Annotated in this window: 14 protein-coding genes and 3 pseudogenes; 14 read left to right on the top strand and 3 right to left on the bottom strand. The window is 39.1% G+C overall.

Annotated features, from left to right (window positions below; genetic code table 11):
• Window positions 1-142: 142 nt before the first annotated feature.
• The 7 genes from dnaA (at window position 143) to KKZ03_RS05245 (ending at window position 9,862) form a co-directional block, all read left to right on the top strand.
• Window positions 143-1,459, top strand: a complete 1,317-nt coding sequence (gene dnaA, locus KKZ03_RS05275; RefSeq protein ID WP_243220496.1) for a chromosomal replication initiator protein DnaA — start codon at window positions 143-145, stop codon at window positions 1,457-1,459.
• A 993-nt stretch (window positions 1,460-2,452) separates the two neighbouring features.
• Window positions 2,453-3,553, top strand: coding sequence for a DNA polymerase III subunit beta (gene dnaN, locus KKZ03_RS05270; protein WP_243220495.1), 1,101 nt, complete (start codon window positions 2,453-2,455; stop codon window positions 3,551-3,553).
• An 11-nt stretch (window positions 3,554-3,564) separates the two neighbouring features.
• The gene (gene recF / locus KKZ03_RS05265) at window positions 3,565-4,641 is read left to right on the top strand and encodes a DNA replication/repair protein RecF (protein ID WP_243220494.1); all 1,077 of its coding nucleotides are present in this window, start codon (window positions 3,565-3,567) and stop codon (window positions 4,639-4,641) included.
• Window positions 4,642-4,686: 45 nt separating this feature from the next.
• Window positions 4,687-7,101: a DNA topoisomerase (ATP-hydrolyzing) subunit B gene (gyrB, locus tag KKZ03_RS05260; protein WP_243220493.1), complete on the top strand. Its 2,415-nt coding sequence runs from the start codon at window positions 4,687-4,689 to the stop codon at window positions 7,099-7,101.
• A gap of 382 nt (window positions 7,102-7,483) precedes the next feature.
• Entirely contained in the window at window positions 7,484-8,263 is a 780-nt protein-coding gene (gene lgt / locus KKZ03_RS05255; RefSeq protein ID WP_243220492.1) for a prolipoprotein diacylglyceryl transferase, read from the top strand.
• A gap of 129 nt (window positions 8,264-8,392) precedes the next feature.
• Window positions 8,393-9,226, top strand: a complete 834-nt coding sequence (gene thyA / locus KKZ03_RS05250; protein ID WP_243220491.1) for a thymidylate synthase — start codon at window positions 8,393-8,395, stop codon at window positions 9,224-9,226.
• A gap of 24 nt (window positions 9,227-9,250) precedes the next feature.
• Window positions 9,251-9,862 (top strand): inorganic pyrophosphatase, encoded by a 612-nt coding sequence (locus tag KKZ03_RS05245; protein ID WP_243220490.1) that lies wholly within the window; start codon window positions 9,251-9,253, stop codon window positions 9,860-9,862.
• Window positions 9,863-9,925: 63 nt separating this feature from the next.
• On the opposite strand, the pseudogene KKZ03_RS05240 reads toward KKZ03_RS05245, so the two are convergent.
• Window positions 9,926-10,799: pseudogene (locus KKZ03_RS05240) on the bottom strand (IS982 family transposase).
• A 103-nt stretch (window positions 10,800-10,902) separates the two neighbouring features.
• Window positions 10,903-12,038, bottom strand: a pseudogene (locus tag KKZ03_RS05235) (IS630 family transposase).
• Between the two features lie 691 nt (window positions 12,039-12,729).
• Between KKZ03_RS05235 and KKZ03_RS05230 the strand changes: the two are divergent.
• From KKZ03_RS05230 to KKZ03_RS05215, 4 genes are all read left to right on the top strand, one after another.
• Window positions 12,730-13,653, top strand: coding sequence for a DNA/RNA non-specific endonuclease (locus KKZ03_RS05230; RefSeq protein WP_243220489.1), 924 nt, complete (start codon window positions 12,730-12,732; stop codon window positions 13,651-13,653).
• A gap of 251 nt (window positions 13,654-13,904) precedes the next feature.
• Window positions 13,905-14,501, top strand: a complete 597-nt coding sequence (locus tag KKZ03_RS05225) for a TetR/AcrR family transcriptional regulator (RefSeq protein ID WP_243220488.1) — start codon at window positions 13,905-13,907, stop codon at window positions 14,499-14,501.
• A gap of 68 nt (window positions 14,502-14,569) precedes the next feature.
• Window positions 14,570-14,845 carry a DUF4242 domain-containing protein gene (locus KKZ03_RS05220; protein WP_243220487.1) on the top strand — a complete coding sequence of 92 codons (276 nt, stop codon included), beginning with the start codon at window positions 14,570-14,572 and terminating at the stop codon, window positions 14,843-14,845.
• Window positions 14,846-14,948: 103 nt separating this feature from the next.
• A complete protein-coding gene (locus KKZ03_RS05215) occupies window positions 14,949-16,220 on the top strand; it encodes an O-acetylhomoserine aminocarboxypropyltransferase/cysteine synthase family protein (RefSeq protein ID WP_243220486.1) in 1,272 nt (423 codons plus the stop codon).
• 54 nt (window positions 16,221-16,274) lie between these two features.
• Here KKZ03_RS05215 and KKZ03_RS05210 read toward each other — a convergent pair.
• A pseudogene (locus KKZ03_RS05210) lies at window positions 16,275-16,670 on the bottom strand (transposase); the annotation flags it as partial.
• Between the two features lie 242 nt (window positions 16,671-16,912).
• On the opposite strand from KKZ03_RS05210, the gene KKZ03_RS05205 reads away from it, so the two are divergent.
• From KKZ03_RS05205 to KKZ03_RS05195, 3 genes are all read left to right on the top strand, one after another.
• Window positions 16,913-17,323: a DUF2721 domain-containing protein gene (locus KKZ03_RS05205; protein WP_243220485.1), complete on the top strand. Its 411-nt coding sequence runs from the start codon at window positions 16,913-16,915 to the stop codon at window positions 17,321-17,323.
• A 68-nt stretch (window positions 17,324-17,391) separates the two neighbouring features.
• Entirely contained in the window at window positions 17,392-17,895 is a 504-nt protein-coding gene (locus KKZ03_RS05200; protein WP_243217091.1) for a transposase family protein, read from the top strand.
• Entirely contained in the window at window positions 17,849-18,229 is a 381-nt protein-coding gene (locus KKZ03_RS05195; RefSeq protein WP_243217090.1) for a transposase family protein, read from the top strand. The genes KKZ03_RS05200 and KKZ03_RS05195 overlap by 47 nt, the downstream gene beginning before the upstream one ends.
• Window positions 18,230-18,306 lie beyond the last annotated feature (77 nt).

Below are 18,306 nucleotides of genomic sequence, written 5' to 3'. Positions count from 1 at the left end.
TAACAAAAACAGATAAAAAAGACTACGGATGATAAAATAATATGTATAGCCTGTCAATTCTGTAGTGCAATGTTTTATTACTGTATAGTGATTAAAAACAAATTCCTCCTCACTAACCCATACCAATACCTTACCTAATTCAATGAGCTCAATTTGGGATAACTGCCTTACTAAACTTGAAAATGAAATTGCCGGTTCTGATTTCAGTACATGGATACGGCCTTTGCAGGCCATAGAAAGTGATGGGCAAATAAAATTACTCGCTCCAAACCGGTTTGTTCTGGACTGGGTCAAGCAACATTATTTTGCCAAGATTGAAGAATCCATTCACGAGTTTTCAAATGGGAAATTGGACCTGAATCTTGAAATTGGTTCAAAAAAATCGACAACACCCGCGGTAATAACCAGCGTAAAACCTGTTGAAATAAAAAAAACCAGTCCTAATTTCCTTAATAAAGCATTTACTTTTGATAATTTTGTTGAAGGTAAGTCCAATCAATTGGCAAGGGCTGCTTCGCTTCAGGTTTCTGAAAATATAGGTAAAGCTTATAATCCTCTACTTATTTATGGTAGTTCCGGTTTAGGTAAAACACATCTTATGCATGCCATAGGCAATGCTGTTTTTAAAAAAAACCCATCAGCCACAATTGTTTATCTTCACTCTGAAAAATTTGTTCAAGACATGGTCAGGGCGTTACAACAAAATTCCATTAACTCTTTTAAAGAATATTACCGTGGTATCGATGTACTTTTAATTGATGATATTCAATTTTTTGCAGGAAAAGAGCGCTCTCAGGAAGAATTTTTTCATACTTTCAACACACTATTGGATAAAAAACACCAAATTGTTTTAACTTGTGATAAATATCCCAAAGAAATTATAGGTCTTGAAGATCGATTAAAATCAAGATTTGGTTGTGGGCTTCCTGTTTCAATTGAACCTCCCGACATGGAGACCAGGGCAGCCATTTTAATGAAAAAAGCCGCACAAGTTAATGTTGCACTGCCTCAGGAAGTTGCTTTTTTTATTGCCAAAAAAATTCCTTTTAACGTCCGTGACCTTGAAGGTGCTTTAAGACGTGTGATAGCCAATGCACAATTTACCGGGCGTGAAATCACTACCGAATTTACCAAAGAAGCCTTACATGATTTGATTTCTTTAAAAGACAAACTTGTCAACATGGACAATATTCAAAAAACAGTTGCTGAATATTTTAAAATTCGTGTTGCCGATTTATCATCAAAAAATAGAAAACAAACGGTTACCCGCCCACGACAAATGGCTATGTGTTTGGCGAGAGAATTAACCTCACACAGCTTTCCCGAAATTGGTGATGCATTTGGTGGCCGAGATCACACAACAGTCATGAATGCCTGTAAAAAAATTAATGAGCTCAAGGAATCCGACCACAAAATTGCAGAAGATTACTCGAATCTTCTAAGAACCCTTTCACATTGAAAATTTATTTAGATCAAATAACTTTAAATTTTACATCATGCATTGTGGATAACTTTGGGGATAAATCTATTATTACTGAGGATAATATTGTGTACAAAAATTAATGTTTTTAATTCTTATTTTTTAAACAGTAGTTATCCACAACCTGACAACAATTTATAAAAATACATAATGCACTGATTATTATCTAAAAAATTGACTTTTCAACAGTTTATTTATTCACTAATAGTAATAAATAAGATTAAGTAATACTATATTATTAATTGAAAAATTAACCGTTTTTGAAAGAATCAGACATTGTGTACAAAATGGATTTCAATTTTAAAAGTTTTACTGTTTAAAAATCTAAATTAAACCTTAATGAAAATTTCTTTTTTCAAAGGTCGAATATATTATTCAGCAAGTTAAGAACTTAGGCGAATAACCCTTATTATTGTTTACTATTTTGGTTTACATATACAAAAGCCTGTGTGGATAACTTTGGGGATAAGGCTATTGTTACTGAGGATAATATTGTGCATAAAAATAGAAGTTAAAAATGGCTATTTTTTTAAACAGTCGTTATACACAAGCCGACAACAACATATTAAAATAAATATACTATTGATTAATATAGTAAATAATATGTTATCCACAGATTATTACGTTACTAATAGTAATAAATAATACTAAGTAATATTATATTATTAATTGTAAAAATAAGGTTATTTAAAATAAATGTCTGTATTCAAAAAAATATCCATTTTAAGCTGGATTGTTTTAAGACACTTAATTTACCAACAACAATTAAACATTTTGTTATACATGTGGATAATACTGTGGATAAATCCATTGATCTTGTGAGTAATCTTGTGCATAAGGTATTTACATTGATAAATTTTTATAATTAAACCCTAGTTATCCACAATGTTATTCAAAAACAAGTTATTGAATTATAGATAAAAAATAGCGTTATCCACAGATTTATTAAGCCAATCCAATAGTAAAAAATATATGAAATTTATCATTAATCGAGAAGAAATCTTAACGCCTTTGCAACAAATAGTTAGTGTCATAGAAAAAAGACAAACGATGCCTATTCTTTCGAATGTATTAATTGTCATTGAGGATGATCAATTAATTTTGACGGGCACGGATCTGGAAATTCAAATTATCGCTAAAATTGATATCAAATTGGCAACGCCTGGTTCTATTACGGTACCAGCCAGAAAATTTTTGGATATCTGCAGACTTTTACCAAATGGTGCAGAAATTAAATTTGAACAGCATGACGATAAAGTAAAGATATTATCTAATAGGAGCCGATTTTCTTTAAGTTGTTTGCCTGCTGATAATTATCCTGAATTCTCTGAATCCGAGCTAGAGAATCACTTTTTTATTAATGCCGGTAAATTAAAAAAAGCACTCGATAAAACTGTATTTTGTATGGCAAATCAGGATGTTCGTTATTACTTGAATGGTTTATTACTGAATATATCCAATAGTAAAATTAAACTGGTAGCATCTGATGGCCATCGTTTATCTATTTATGAAGATTCTTTAGACCAAGGTACTGGTTATGAAGCCCGTATTATTTTTCCCAGAAAAGCTGTTTTAGAACTCAGTCGATTACTTGATGATGCTGATGCGGAATTAAAAATTGAATTTTCCAGCAATAATATTAGAATTTTTATTAAAAATTTAATTTTTTCAGCAAAATTAGTGGATTCAAAATATCCCGATTTTGGCAAAGTTTTTCAGCAGGAATTTTTTAATCCCATTCATATTCAAAAATTAGTACTAAAAGATGCGTTAACCCGTGTTGCCATTTTGTCTAATGAGAAATTTAAAGGGGTTACTCTGGACATCACTCCTGATAGCTTAAGAATCAGTACACACAATCCAGAACATGATGAAGCAGAAGAAGAGTTAATTATCGAATATGCCGGTGAGCCATTATCAATAGCTTTTAATGCTCAATACTTACTGGATGCCGTTGCAAATCTGGATTCTGAACTTGCCGTATTAACGATCGCCAGTAATTCCAGTAGTTGTTTTATAGATGAACCTACCGAATGTGTTTATAAATTTATCGTCATGCCCATGAGACTTTAAGATTTACTGTAATGACATTACTTAAATTGGATATTTATGCAGTAAGAAATATCCAAAAAGAGACTATCAATCCCGCATCGACAATTAATTTTATTGTTGGAGAAAATGCCAGTGGAAAAAGTGCATTTATTGAAGCGATATTTATTTTAGGACGCGCTAAATCTTTCCGCTCTGCGTCTATCAAGTCTGTTATTAATTTTGCACAAGATCATTTGATTGTGTCAGCCCAAATATTGCAAGACAATGGCAGTACTCTACATTTAGGTATTCAGCTGGATACTAAAAATTTTTGTTATCGTATTAATCAAGAAACAACACTAAAAAGGTCAGATCTCGCTTATGCTTTGCCGTTGCAAATTATCCATCCTAAAAGTTATGAGCTACTTGATGCAGGACCACAGCTAAGAAGAGAGTTTTTAGATTGGGGAGTTTTCAATGATGATGCCGATTTTTTATCTGCTTGGCGAAATTTTAAAAAAGTGTTGGCTCAACGAAATTCTTTGTTAAAAACCCGGCGACCTGAACATATTAATGTTTGGGATAAAGAACTGGTTTATTACGGTACAATAGTCAATACCTACCGGCAATGCTATGTGCAAAAACTGTTGCCTGTGTTCACTGATATCATCAACAAGTTTCTTGATATTGATGATTTAGATATAAAGCTTATATCAGGTTGGGATACCTCTACCGAATTTCAGCAAATTTTGGTTGATGACCTGGATAAAGATCTTCGCTATGGATTTACGCATAGTGGTCCACATCGTGGTGATTTTCAATTACTGGTTGGTAGCCGGTTAGCGAAGGATTTTGTTTCACGAGGTCAACTAAAGTTATTGGTAATGAGTTTAAAACTGGCCCAGGTACAATTACTGACTAATGAACACAGTAATATGGGGTGTTTTCTGATTGATGATTTTGCAGCAGAACTTGATGTTACCAACCGTGCGAAATTATTACACTATTTATCAAAAATGGGTTGTCAGGTATTTATAACAGCAACTGAAATAGCTGACTTTGGCGATTTAAGTCAAATACAAAATTACAAAATGTTCCACGTGGAACATGGAAATATAAAGCAAGTGTAATGTTCCACGTGGAACATTCACAACAACAGGAAAAGCAGGAGAGTCATGAGTAACAATAACGATCACTACGATAGTTCTAATATTCAAGTTTTAAAAGGTCTGGATGCCGTAAGAAAACGGCCGGGTATGTATATTGGCGATACTGATGATGGCTCCGGTTTGCACCATATGGTTTTTGAAGTTGTTGATAACTCCATTGATGAGGCACTGGCCGGTTACTGTAAAGAAGTTAAGGTAATTATCCATAGTAATGGATCGGTTTCTGTTTCTGATGATGGTCGAGGCATTCCTGTTGATATTCATAAGGAAGAAGGACGGTCAGCCGCAGAAGTTATTATGACCATTCTGCACGCAGGCGGTAAATTTGATGATAATGCTTATAAGGTATCTGGCGGTTTACACGGTGTAGGTGTTTCTGTAGTTAATGCCTTGTCTGAAGAGTTAAATCTGGAAGTACGAAAAAATGGTCAGCTTTATAAGCAACAGTATCGTATGGGAAATCCGGTAGCGCCATTGGCAGCATTCGGTCCTACTGAAGGCTCTGGCACCTTGATTAATTTTAAACCCAGTACTGAAACATTTACAGACGTTGAATTTCATTACGATATTTTAGCGAAAAGGTTAAGAGAATTATCATTTTTAAATTCAGGTGTACGCATCAGTTTGCACGATGAACGCACTGATAGAAGTGATGTTTTTGAATTTGAAGGTGGTATAGCGGCTTTTGTTGTGCATCTTAATAAAAACAAAACACCATTATTTCCTGAAGTCTTTTATTTTATTGCTGAAAAAGAAGGCGTGACGGTAGAAGTTGCCATGCAATGGAACGATTCTTATCAGGAAAATGTATTCTGCTATACCAATAATATTCCACAACGTGATGGTGGAAGTCATTTGGCCGGATTCAGAGGCGCATTAACACGGACTATCAATCAATATATTGAATCCAGTGGTTTGGCTAAAAAAGAAAAAGTACAAACAACCGGTGATGATGCCAGAGAAGGTTTAACGGCAGTGCTTTCAGTTAAAGTACCCGATCCCAAATTTTCATCACAAACAAAAGATAAACTGGTTTCATCAGAGGTTAAGCCACTGGTTGAATCAACAATGAATGAAAAGCTGCAGGAATTTCTACTGGAAAAACCACAAATAGCTAAAACGATTGTTGGTAAAATTGTCGATGCAGCCCGTGCCAGAGAAGCTGCACGTAAGGCACGTGAAATGACACGTCGTAAAACCACGTTGGATATTGCCGGTTTGCCGGGAAAATTAGCTGATTGTCAGGAGAAAGATCCTGCGTTATCTGAATTATTTTTGGTCGAAGGAGATTCTGCGGGTGGTTCAGCGAAACAGGGTAGAGATCGTCGTACTCAAGCTATCCTGCCTTTAAAAGGCAAGATTTTAAATGTTGAGAAAGCGCGTTTCGATAAAATGATTTCTTCAGAAGAAGTCGGTACCTTAATAACAGCATTGGGATGTGGAATAGGTAAAGACGAATACAATCTGGCCAAGTTACGTTATCACCGCATCATTATCATGACTGATGCGGATGTTGATGGATCACATATCAGGACATTATTGTTGACGTTTTTTTATCGACAATTGCCGGAAATAGTCGAAAAGGGCTATATCTACATTGCTCAGCCGCCGTTATATAAAGTTAAAAAAGGTAAACAAGAACATTACGTTAAGGATGATGTTCAATTAAATGAATACCTGATTCAGTTAGCACTCGATAAAGCCCAGCTTTTTACTGATGAAACAACGCCGCCTATTCAGGGGCAGGGTCTGGAAAAACTTGCCAAAGAATTTACCGGAGTAGAAAGTGTCGTCAATCGTTTATCCAGACGTTACGATGCTGTTTTTCTGGAACAATTTTCTTATATGGAAGTGATTAACGACGAGATTAAACAAGATCAGCAAAAACTCATTACCTGGTTTGCCAAAATGGAACAACAACTGAGGGATTGTGAAAGTAAAGCTGTGTTTACGATAGAACTCAATTACAGAGCGAGCAATGATTTTTCCGCTGTGGTCAACAAGAAACTGCACGGCATCACTAAAACCTTTGTTTTGCCATCAACTTTTTTTAACGGCAAAGATTACCAAAAAATTGCCCAGTACGCGACTGATACGGCGGGCATGTTTAATGAAGCCTCATACATGCAAATGGGGGAAAGACAACAGCCAGTCAGCACCTTTAAACAAGCTTTTGAATGGATGATGAAGGAAATTAAAAAAGGCCAGCATATACAGCGTTATAAAGGCTTGGGTGAAATGAATCCTGAACAATTATGGGAAACTACACTGGATTCCAATAATCGTAGATTGCTACAAGTCAGAATTGAAGACGTGATTGCCGCTGATGAGATTTTTACTACCCTGATGGGTGATGTTGTAGAACCTCGACGTGATTTTATTGTTAAAAATGCTCTTGACGTCACTAATTTAGACGTTTAAATCAAGGCGAACTATAAAAAATAAGTCTCTCGTTGAAACCGGGACAACTTGGCGGGATTAACCGTAGATTGCTCCTGCTTAAGTTGGTTACACTGCCTTAATTGATTTCTGTAGGAGCGGGCCATGCCCGCGATACAATGATACAGCAGTTTCAATATCAGTTAATTATGCGGTGGAGTGCAAACCTAGGTTTGCACTCCACCGCATAAATTTAATGTCATTAACCTAATTTGAAAGCACTGTAACAATTATAAGTGGTGGCACACATCCTTTGTGGGCATGCTCAGCTATTACAAAGCTTAACTTAATGCTCGTGAACTAATGCGAACGATACCATGGTGTCGGAATAATTAGAATTTTTTACTATTTTCAGGAATGATATATGCTGAGCTATCCTCAAATTGACCCCGTTGCACTAAGCTTGGGACCTGTAAAAGTTCATTGGTATGGGCTTATGTATGTAATAGGTTTTGCTGCTGTCTGGTTTTTAGGTCAAAAACGTGCAGAATCTCCTTGGTCACCCATTAAACCGGAAGCTATAGAAGATCTGGTCACATATGGTGCTGTAGGTGTAATTTTGGGCGGCAGAATAGGCTATATTCTGTTTTATAATTTTAGTGAATTTTTAAATAACCCCATCATTCTGTTCAAAATATGGCAAGGTGGCATGTCCTTTCATGGAGGCATGTTAGGGGTTTTTATTGCGATGTGGTTTTTTGCAAAAAAACAGCACTGTACCCTGTTTCAGTTAACCGACATTATCGCACCGTTGGCACCGATAGGCTTAGGCGCAGGGCGTATTGGTAACTTTATCAATTCCGAGTTGTGGGGTAGAACGACTGATGTGCCTTGGGCCATGGTATTTCCTAATGGCGGACCGCTCGCCCGTCATCCCTCGCAACTTTATGAAGCCTTTTTAGAAGGGTTTGTGTTGTTTGTTGTACTCTGGTTGTATTCAAGTAAACCCAGACCGGTTATGGCAACTACCGGTATGGCAGTGCTTTTTTATGGCTGCTTCCGGTTTTTTGTTGAATTTTTCAGAATGCCGGATGCACATTTGGGGTTTCTCGTTTTAAACTGGGTGACCATGGGCCAAATATTATCAGCCCCCATGATTATTATTGGTGCTGCGTTGGTTTATTTTGCTTATAAAAAAAAATAAATTAATAAGTACGGTTCTGAGTTATCAAAACCATTTCATATTTAAAGCCGGCTAACTGATCACTTTAGTATTTTATTGATTATGAATAACTTTGGAATCCCTTTTAAAATCCGATGAACGAAAATACACATGCAGCAATATTTGGAATTACTCGATAAAATACGTACCGAAGGAGTTTTGAAAGGCGATAGAACCGGTAGTGGTACCTTGTCTATTTTTGGACATCAGATGCGTTTTGACTTGGCTAAAGGTTTTCCTTTGGTTACGACAAAGAAAATCCATTTAAAATCAATAGCTTATGAATTACTGTGGTTTTTAAAAGGTGAAACTAACCTTGGTTTTTTGCATGAGCATCAGGTCAATATCTGGAATGAATGGGCTGATGAAAAAGGCGATTTAGGTCCGGTGTACGGACATCAATGGCGTTCATGGCCTACCCCTGATGGTCGGCATATTGATCAGATTCAGCAAATAGTCGAACAACTGAAAAAAAATCCAAATAGTCGGCGAATGATTGTTTCAGCGTGGAATGTGGCCGATTTACCGGATGAAAGTATCAGTCCACAACAGAATGTAGCACTGGGTAAAATGGCCTTGGCACCCTGTCATGCGTTTTTTCAGTTCTATGTGGCTGACGGCAAGCTGTCTTGTCAGCTCTATCAGCGCAGTTGCGACACATTTTTGGGTTTACCCTTCAATATAGCAAGTTATGCCTTATTGACGCATATGATGGCCCAGCAAAGCGAATTGGCACTGGGAGATTTTGTCTGGACCGGTGGTGATGTGCATTTGTACTTGAATCATCTGGAACAGACCAAGTTGCAATTGACCCGCAAAGCTTATCCACTGCCAACATTAACCATAAATCGCAGACCGGAATCACTATTTGATTACCGGTATGAAGATTTTGAAATCGAAAATTATCAGGCGCATAAACATATCAAGGCACCTATTTCTGTTTAATTAAATTAAAAAGAGCCATCAAAAATGAATGCACAACACAAAGCACATCCCTGGCATGGAATTAATCCTGGGGAGCATGCACCGATTGTCGTTACCGCCTTTATCGAAATTGTTCCATCCGATACAGTTAAGTATGAAATCGATAAAGAAAGTGGCTATCTTAAAATAGACCGGCCACAAAAATTTTCCAATATGATTCCCACACTTTATGGATTTATTCCGCAAACTTATTGTGCCGAAAAAATTGCCGAATATGCTTCATTGAGATCAGGAAAAGAAGTCGCCAAGGGAGATGGTGACCCTTTGGATATTTGTGTTTTGAGTGAGCGTAGCGTAACGCATGGTGATATTTTATTACAGGCTATTCCGATCGGGGGCTTTCGTTTACTGGATGGCGGTGAAGCTGATGATAAAATTATCGCTGTAATGAAGGGTGATGAATTTTATCGGCAATGGAATGATGTGTCGGATTGTCCGGAATCCTATATAAATCGTCTTAAACATTATTTTTTGACATACAAGCATCTTCCGAGCGAGAAGAATATTTGTGAAATAACCAATGTTTATGGGCGTGAAGAAGCCCATGAAGTAATTAGACGCTCTATGGCTGATTATCAAAAGCACTTTGGCAGCTAGAAAATTATTCGTATTGGCAATAGGGTAACTTTTCGTTAATTAACCTGAGTTCAGTATAAGAATTCATAATAATGGCAACAAATCCTCTCTTCGTAAATTGAGCGCAGGTTTTTTGTCTTGGTAAGAATAAGCCACTAAACAGGCGATAATATTGATCATATAATTTGTCAGGGAACGATGCCTGAAGTGCTCTAGCTGAAAAATATTTTTGAGTTGATCGTTTCAATAATACTGCGTTTTCTCAGTAAAAGGGCATCAAAAGCGGCGATAATTTTAGGTTTCATATTCTTTTTGAGTATTGTAATTAGCTCAACGTCATCAGTTGCCAATAGTTCAGTGAGCTTTTTAGAGATATAACCTCTATCGCCAAAAAGCTTACCAATCAAATTTTTAGCTAGTTTTGGTACCGGTTTCCGATCATTAATGTTGCCTTTAGTAATCGAAAACGACAAATTTCACCGCAATCATCAACAATGATATGCAATTTAAAGCCGTAAAACCAACCGGTAGAAGATTTGCCGCGTTGGGCTTCCTGTTTGCAGGTTTTATGGCGTGAAATCCGAATGTTTTTACAAACACATAGTGGTGTTGAATCGACAAAGACAATTCCCTTACTTTGACCGCATCGCGATTGCATAAAGGCAGTTAAGGGAACCAGAATATCCAATATATATTCTATAAAACGTTTATAAATCGGTGTCTTAGGAAAATATTTTATTAAATGTTTAAGTAAATAGCGTTGATAAAACCCTTTATAAGGGTTGATAACCTGACTGATGATAGTAAACAATAAGAGTGATGATTTCGCTATAGCCAATACAACGTAGTTGTTTTTTTCTTTTTCTTTCCTCCGTTTCTATTAACGTTTTTCCCATTCTGGAATAAATATCTGACAAAAATCGTCCACATCACAAAATAATCGCGTTAAAATCATCATTCGGCAGCCTTTTGAAAAATATAATCTTGGTTGTTTATTTTTTCAGCTTTTTATAAAGGCTGCCAACTTTTCTTATTCCGAACTCAGGTTACCTAGTACTCAGTCAATCTGATAATGTCGGATAAAGTTTCTTCAGTTTTATCCGCGCATCCTCCGTGGTAAACCGTCATTTCATAGGCCGAGCAATAGTATTTCTTTTTTCTTGCCACGCAGAAATTTCTGTTTTTAAAATTTCTTGATCTGGAATGCGGCGATCCATACATTGCCGTGACAAGATGCTTAATTCTATCTCGGCCATATTTAACCAACTGCCATGCTTGGGCGTGTAGTGTATTTCTAGTTTTTCAAGAATTCTTCTCGCCTCTTTTGGCTCAAAGGCCTTATATAAAGAGGCACCAGTATGGGTATTCAGATTATCCATAACCAGGGTAATACGTTTAGCCTGCGGGTAATGGACATCAACCAGGTTACGTATTTGATGCGCTCAGTCAATGGCTGTTCTTTGATTGGTCACCTCAACAAACCGTTTGCCTTGCAAGGGTTCAAAAAACATAAAAACATTGCTCACGCCATTACGCTCATATTCCGTGTCGTACCGAGCGACCGTGCCAGGCTTTGCCGGTATTGGTGTTCGCGTGTCTTTAATCTGTTGCTTGCTGCTTTCATCCATGCAAATCAGTGGTTGCGCTTCATCATAAGGTCGCTTGTAAACCTCAAGCGTATCTTCCATAGCCCAAACAAACTCAGCATTTTTTTTAGCCGGAATACACCACTCTTTATTTTGCCAGGGTTTTAATTCGTTTTTTTTAAGGTTTGCCGGATAGTTTCATACGATACACTTTCAATATAACCCAGCTCAACCATCTTCTGTCCAAGTAAACGTAATGTCCAGCGGCTACGCCCTTCAGGTGCATCGCCACAACTTAACGCGATCAAACGGGCTTCATTCTCTCCATCAATAGTACGACTTCTAACCCGAATTGACTTTGCCCGGTTTAAAGCCGATTCCAAGCCTTCTTGAACCAGTCGCTCCCGGACTCGTTCAACGGTACGTCTTGAAATACCAAAAGCTTCACTTATTGGCCGGTCCAGCCATTTTTCGCCTAACTCGCTAATATCCGCTTTGAGTAGTATTTCAGCGTGTTACCTTTTATGAGCGGCCACTTTTCCAGTATGGATCAAATTCCCCAAATAAGCGCGTTCATCTTCCGTTAGTCGTACTATGTATTTCTTTTTCAAAGGTGTTTATTAATGACAGTGTCAAGCCATTATATGGGGCTGTCATTCGACATATCAACGCTGACTGAGTACTAGACTCTTAATGCAAACAGCTTGAGGTGGTTTGAAATCAGCTTCCGACAGCATACTCTGGTGGGCCTTCCACCATCTTCCAGTGAGCTTATCCACAAATACAGCAGCAACTACAAGTTGCTGCAAGCTTGTGTTCCTGCGGCACACACTCGATGTTCAAGTTTTTAATTCTTGATTTTAGAGAAGCTCGTTGAATCGAGCCTTACAGTCATGATTAAGATCATGTGGCACTTGAGTCTATTGAGGAAAAGACTTTGATTTATCTGAGTTCGTCTCAGTCAAGCTAAAAAAACTTGAACATCGAGTGTAAAAGATTTAGTGGTCACTGTTTTTTTTGTCCTCGTTTCACTTTATTCTCTCGTTACTTCTTTGTAAATCCTGGTAGCTTTTTATCCCCTTCCGGTTTTTCCTGCTTTTTTTTTACCTTAATCTGTTATCTTGATGCCGGGCTTGGCGTCTTGTCGCTTCTTACGTACTTTTTTTAATCTTATCCCTGATTGAAAAAACGAAAACCTGTCAGCCAGCTTTCTTCAAATACGACTGTTATCAATTGCACTTATAAGCCGAAGGTAAGTGCTAACAGTCATTCCCGTTACATCAAATTTCCCTGACTATTTATATGAATAAAATTATAGCGTTAGCTTTATTACTGCTACCTTTTGCCTGTTGGTCTGCGTTGCCCTGTTCCGGTAAAAAAGCCGGTATTTCACATTGCAACGGCCCTCAATTTGTCTGTAATGACGGGAGTTATAGTCAATCAAGCAAAGACTGCTCCGCTTATATCGCGGGCAAGTCACAAGCACATACGGCTCCTGTTGCCACTCAGGCAGTGTTAAATACTTTCGCTATCATTGACAATAATACTAAAATTTTGCGCTCAGGTAATATCCTGAAACTTGATTATTCAGGTTTTACCGTTTGGCTGGACTGCTCTCAACGAGGCGCCATAAAATTTCAGTATGTTGCCCAGCGTGATAATGGCAATGCTAAACGGTATAATAGGTTTTTTCTTGATGCAAATGTTCCTGCTGAATGTCAGCAAAGAACAGCCAAGGCTTACGGGATGGAATACGATAGAGGTCATCAGGTACCGGCCAATCATCTTGACGTCTCGGATGCGGCTATTAAGGCGACCAACACGATGACCAATATTTTGCCCCAGGCGGCAATTATGAATCGCGGGGCATGGTTGCAAACAGAAGAAATTACCGAATGTTACCGTGATATTGATGAATTATTGATCATCGGTGGTGTTATTTGGGGTAATAATCCGGCAGATGATTATTTTCTGCAATCACATGGTGTAAAAACTCCCGATGCTTTTTGGAAGGTCATTGTCAGGGGAACCGGTCAGGATGAGCGCGTGATTGCCTGGATTGTTCCCAATAATCAAGATGCTACCAGAAAACATTTGGATCAATATTTGGTGAGCGTTGATGAGCTGGAGCATTTGACAGGTGAAAAAATACCGGTCGCAGATTACGCCAAACATGATAAACCGGCACAATCCTGGATGATTCCGACAGGCTGTAATAAAGGTTAGAGTCGGGATAGTAAAATTAAGCCGTTATATTTTGTCTCTAGTTTCGTGCCCGTAACAAGACATTTCAGGTGAAAGTGGGAATAAGTGTTTCTGGTATACGCTATAAAAGTGCCGGAAATGCCATCACGCATTACGCTTGGGTAGTCTTATTCCTGCCCGGGATTAAGGCTTGCTATCGCTGAATTCACCGATTATATAAACCGCTTAAATATTTTTTGACAAAACAAGACAACCGGTCGTATTATTTATCTATGCCTAAAACATCAAAAAAATTAACCAATAGAGAAAACCTGTTAAACCAAGGGGTGATTTTGCTTACACAGCAAGGTTATCATGGTACGGGGCTGAAAGAAATTCTCGACGCCGTGCAAATTCCCAAAGGCTCGTTTTATAATTATTTTGGCAGCAAAGAGAATTTTGCCGCAGAAACGATCCAGTATTATATTAATCCTTTCATAGAACAGTTAACCGGGCATTTACAAAATCCCGACAATGATGCGTATACTGCTTTACAACTTTATTTTAATGAACTGATTACCGAATTAGAAAAAACAGATTACAAAGGCGGTTGTTTATTAGGTAATTTAATGGGCGAAATTAGCGATACCAGTGAACTGTGTAAAAAATCTTTGCAATTGGCCGTACATCGCTATAGAAACTTACTGCAGGAAGCGTTGCTCAAGGCACAACAGGAAGGCACGGTAAGAATCGATAAGTCAGCAGAAGACATGGCTGATCTATTGGTTAACATGTGGCAAGGTGCTTTATTAAGAATGAAAATAGAACAATCAGTAATACCTCTGAAACAATGTTACGATAATTTATTAGGTGATTTGTTTAAAGCCTGATGTTATTATAATTTTTGAGACGACCAGTCGTTTTAAATGTAACTTAACTTAATCCAAAAGAGACTACCATGCCAAAATATATTATCGAACGTGACATTCCTGGAGCAGGTGCATTAACCGCAGAAGAGTTGCAAGGCATCTCGCAAACTTCCTGCGGGGTTCTTAAAGAGATGGGACCTAAAATTCAGTGGGTAGAAAGCTATGTAACCGACGATAAAGTTTACTGCGTTTATATTGCACCTGATCAAGCGACCATAAAAGCACATGCTGAACAAGGCGGATTTCCTGCCAACCGCATTTCTGAAATAAAAACAATGATTGACCCGACTACTGCTGACGCTTAGTTAACCTGCGCTACCAGCCTTGAAATGATCTGTCATGCAGGCATTCCCGTACCAAGGTATCGGGAATGCCTTAACAAAGTCACATTGACCCTAAGTGGATTCCATGAAATTAGAAACAATAGCCGTACATGGTGGCTACAGCCCCGACCCAACCACCAAAGCAGTGGCGGTACCCATATATCAAACGACGTCTTACGCATTTGATGATACCCAGCATGGGGCCGACCTGTTCGACCTGAAAGTGGCCGGCAATATTTACACCCGCATCATGAACCCGACTACCGATGTACTGGAAAAGCGGGTGGCCGAACTGGAGGGTGGTCTGGCCGGGTTGGCTGTGGCGTCCGGTATGGCCGCAACGACTTATGCCATTATGACCATTGCCGAAGCTGGCGATAATATCGTTTCTGCTGCTACTTTATATGGCGGCACTTACAATCTGTTTGCCCATACCTTGCCCCAATACGGTATTAATGTACGTTTTGCCGATTATCGGGAGCCGTCTGCTTTCGAGCAATTGATTGATGATAAAACCAAGGCTATTTTTTGCGAATCGGTTGGTAACCCGCTGGGTAATATTACCGATTTTGAAGTCTTGGCAGAGATTGCCCATCGTCACGGCATACCCCTGATTGTCGATAACACCGTACCGTCCCCGTATCTGTGTCGGCCGATTGAGCACGGCGCCGATATTATCGTGCATTCACTAACAAAATATCTGGGCGGCCATGGCAACAGCATTGGCGGGATTATTATCGATAGCGGTAAATTTCCTTGGGCTGAACATAAAGCCCGTTTTCGCCGCCTTAACGAGCCTGATGTGTCCTATCATGGCGTGGTTTACACTGAAGCCTTGGGAGCTGCCGCTTTTATTGGACGGGCACGCGTAGTACCGTTGCGTAATACCGGTGCGGCTATTTCGCCATTTAACTCTTTTTTGATTCTGCAAGGCATTGAAACGCTAGCGTTACGCATGGACCGGATTTGTGAAAATACCATCAAAGTAGCGCAATTTCTGCAAAGTCACAGTAAGGTCGGGTGGGTTAATTATGCCGGGCTTGATGATCATCAAGACAAACTTCTGGTCGATAAGTACATGAACGGACGCGCTTCCGGTATTCTTACTTTTGGCCTTAAAGAAGGACGTAAGGCAGGCGAGAATTTTCAGGATGCTTTAAAACTGTTTACCCGACTGGTTAATATCGGTGATGCCAAATCGCTGGCTTGTCATCCGGCATCCACCACGCATCGACAGTTATCACCTGAAGAGCTTGTCAGAGCTGGCGTTACCCAAGAGATGGTGCGCTTGTCTGTCGGCATTGAACATATTGACGATCTTCTGGAAGACCTGGAACAGGCCTTGGCAGCATCTTGATATGGTCTGAATAGCCAACTTAATAATAGGGGGTTAAAGTAAAATCTTTCCTGATTAGCAAGATGCTTCAGCCGACCGAAGCCATACCTCTGAACGAGGCCGAATGGCAATAGCCGCGACAAGAAGACGCGATGGAAGCTTATCGAGTTGGAAGCGGCGATTGAAGCGATAGGCAAATGCTGCCAAATAGCGCGAGGTGTATTTTGTGAAACCAAAAGCATGATAAGCACCACCCAAGCTAGTTTTTAGATTACCTAATATCGTATTAATCCAAAGAAATTCCGGTATATCTTTGGGTTTTCGACCGCCGACTATAATAGCCCGATGTTGGCACCCAGCCTCGGATACCGCAGCAAAACAACTCAAGCCATCAGAAAGCACGGAGCAACTAGGTGCAAGATTGGTTTTAGCCCAGTCAGTAATGGCTTTTTTAGTGAAGCCGGAGACCGGTGCTTTTTCCTCGGATTCGGTTTCGATGCGTCTTCGGTGTCCAGGGCGCGATCATCTGCGCCAGAAAATTCATCCTGCCCTTCTTCTTCCTCCGATATCTATAAATTACTCATGCCAATTGGCGAAGGTATTGTTAATACATTTCAGGTTATATTAATCTATAAGCATTGCAAATTGCGCCGAATGGACTTACAGTCAGAAAACAATTAAAAGTCACTATTACTTACTTACACCGATCCGTTATGTTCACCGACCTACCCACTACAAACATTGCACATGCGATTCAACTCGCTGTTGCTCCTGTTTTTTTACTAACTGGTGTTGCCAGTATTTTGTCAGTTTTAACAAACCGCTTGGCTCGTATCATCGACCGGTCGCGCTTGCTGCACGGTAAACTCTTGTCTTTTAATGAGGAAAAACAAGGCCAGAAAATCCGTGATGAATTGGCCGTGCTAACCCGGCGTACCCGTTTAATCAACTGGGCTATTGCTTTGTGTACTACTTGTGTGCTGTTGGTTTGTTCGGTAATTGCCGTTCTTTTTCTAGATTCGTTTATTGTCGTTAATATGGCAATTCCTATCGCTTCGTTGTTTGTTATCGCCATGTTGAGCTTGATTTTGGCGTTAATTTTTTTCATTAGACATCTTTCCTAAATAATTGACATAGAATTTGGCTTTGATAGGGTTAAAATAGCGATCTACCTCTGAAAACACGGATAGCCATGACTCCTTATGCCCAATTGCCAAGACACAAGCCTGAAGAATTTTTAAGGACTGTCGGCCTGTCACCAGAAGATTTTCTGCATCTTCACGGTAAGCTGGTGACTTACCTGGACGAACAAAAAGTCCTTAATCCACTGACTAGACGGGGACGAAAAGACTCCAAGATGGCTTTGGAAGACCGCTTGTTACTGACACTCTATTATCTTCGTCACTATCCGACGTTGATAAATCTGGCTGCGGTCTTCGACATCAGCGAATCGTATTGCCATAAAATCTATACTCGCACTGTAAGACTATTGATCAAAATCGAAAAACTGCCCAACCGCAAAGCACTGTTGGAAGATCCCGCAGCTACCGTGGTCATTGATGTTTCGGAGCAGCCTATCGAGCGCCCTGTTAAAAACCAGAAAGCGTACTTTTCAGGAAAAAAAACGCCACACGATCAAAGTCCAACTCGTGATCTGCCTATTGACGATGACTATACTCTCCGTAGTGATAGGTAAAGGTCAACAGCATGATTTTTCGATCTTCAAAGATAGCCGTCTATTGTTACATCCTGATGCCCTGTTGTTGGCGGATTCCGGATACCAAGGGATAAAGAAACACCATCAGAACTCGACTCTACCGGTTAAAAAGAAAAAAGGCCAACCGCTTTCGGCAGAAGACAAAGCCGATAATAAGGCACTATCAAAACAGCGTATTTTTATTGAGCATGTTAATCGCCGATGCAAAATTTTCAGGATTGCCAAAGATGTTTATCGGGGCAAACACAAGCATTACTCCTTGACATGGAATTTAGTGGCTGCTCTTGTTAACTTACGCTATGGCTGTATTTAGGAAAGATGTCTATTAGTGAAATTTATCTGGCCACAGCTTATGTCCGCAGTGGGCCATAACCGTTAATAATTTTTGGT

The sequence above is a fragment of the Methylobacter sp. S3L5C genome (assembly GCF_022788635.1).
In the GTDB taxonomy this organism is placed as follows: Bacteria; Pseudomonadota; Gammaproteobacteria; order Methylococcales; family Methylomonadaceae; genus Methylobacter_C.
Note: the sequence above shows the minus strand (reverse complement) of the source record. Positions and strands in the feature narration are given on the sequence as shown.

Excerpts from the sequence above, each read along its gene's own strand:
- gyrB (WP_243220493.1), top strand. The coding sequence starts at position 4,687 with ATGAGTAACAATAACGATCACTACGATAGTTCTAATATTCAAGTTTTA.
- lgt (WP_243220492.1), top strand. The coding sequence starts at position 7,484 with ATGCTGAGCTATCCTCAAATTGACCCCGTTGCACTAAGCTTGGGACCT.
- KKZ03_RS05220 (WP_243220487.1), top strand. The coding sequence starts at position 14,570 with ATGCCAAAATATATTATCGAACGTGACATTCCTGGAGCAGGTGCATTA.
- KKZ03_RS05215 (WP_243220486.1), top strand. The coding sequence starts at position 14,949 with ATGAAATTAGAAACAATAGCCGTACATGGTGGCTACAGCCCCGACCCA.
- dnaN (WP_243220495.1), top strand. The coding sequence starts at position 2,453 with ATGAAATTTATCATTAATCGAGAAGAAATCTTAACGCCTTTGCAACAA.
- recF (WP_243220494.1), top strand. The coding sequence starts at position 3,565 with ATGACATTACTTAAATTGGATATTTATGCAGTAAGAAATATCCAAAAA.
- KKZ03_RS05205 (WP_243220485.1), top strand. The coding sequence starts at position 16,913 with ATGTTCACCGACCTACCCACTACAAACATTGCACATGCGATTCAACTC.
- thyA (WP_243220491.1), top strand. The coding sequence starts at position 8,393 with ATGCAGCAATATTTGGAATTACTCGATAAAATACGTACCGAAGGAGTT.
- KKZ03_RS05200 (WP_243217091.1), top strand. The coding sequence starts at position 17,392 with ATGACTCCTTATGCCCAATTGCCAAGACACAAGCCTGAAGAATTTTTA.
- dnaA (WP_243220496.1), top strand. The coding sequence starts at position 143 with ATGAGCTCAATTTGGGATAACTGCCTTACTAAACTTGAAAATGAAATT.
- KKZ03_RS05225 (WP_243220488.1), top strand. The coding sequence starts at position 13,905 with ATGCCTAAAACATCAAAAAAATTAACCAATAGAGAAAACCTGTTAAAC.
- KKZ03_RS05230 (WP_243220489.1), top strand. The coding sequence starts at position 12,730 with ATGAATAAAATTATAGCGTTAGCTTTATTACTGCTACCTTTTGCCTGT.
- KKZ03_RS05245 (WP_243220490.1), top strand. The coding sequence starts at position 9,251 with ATGAATGCACAACACAAAGCACATCCCTGGCATGGAATTAATCCTGGG.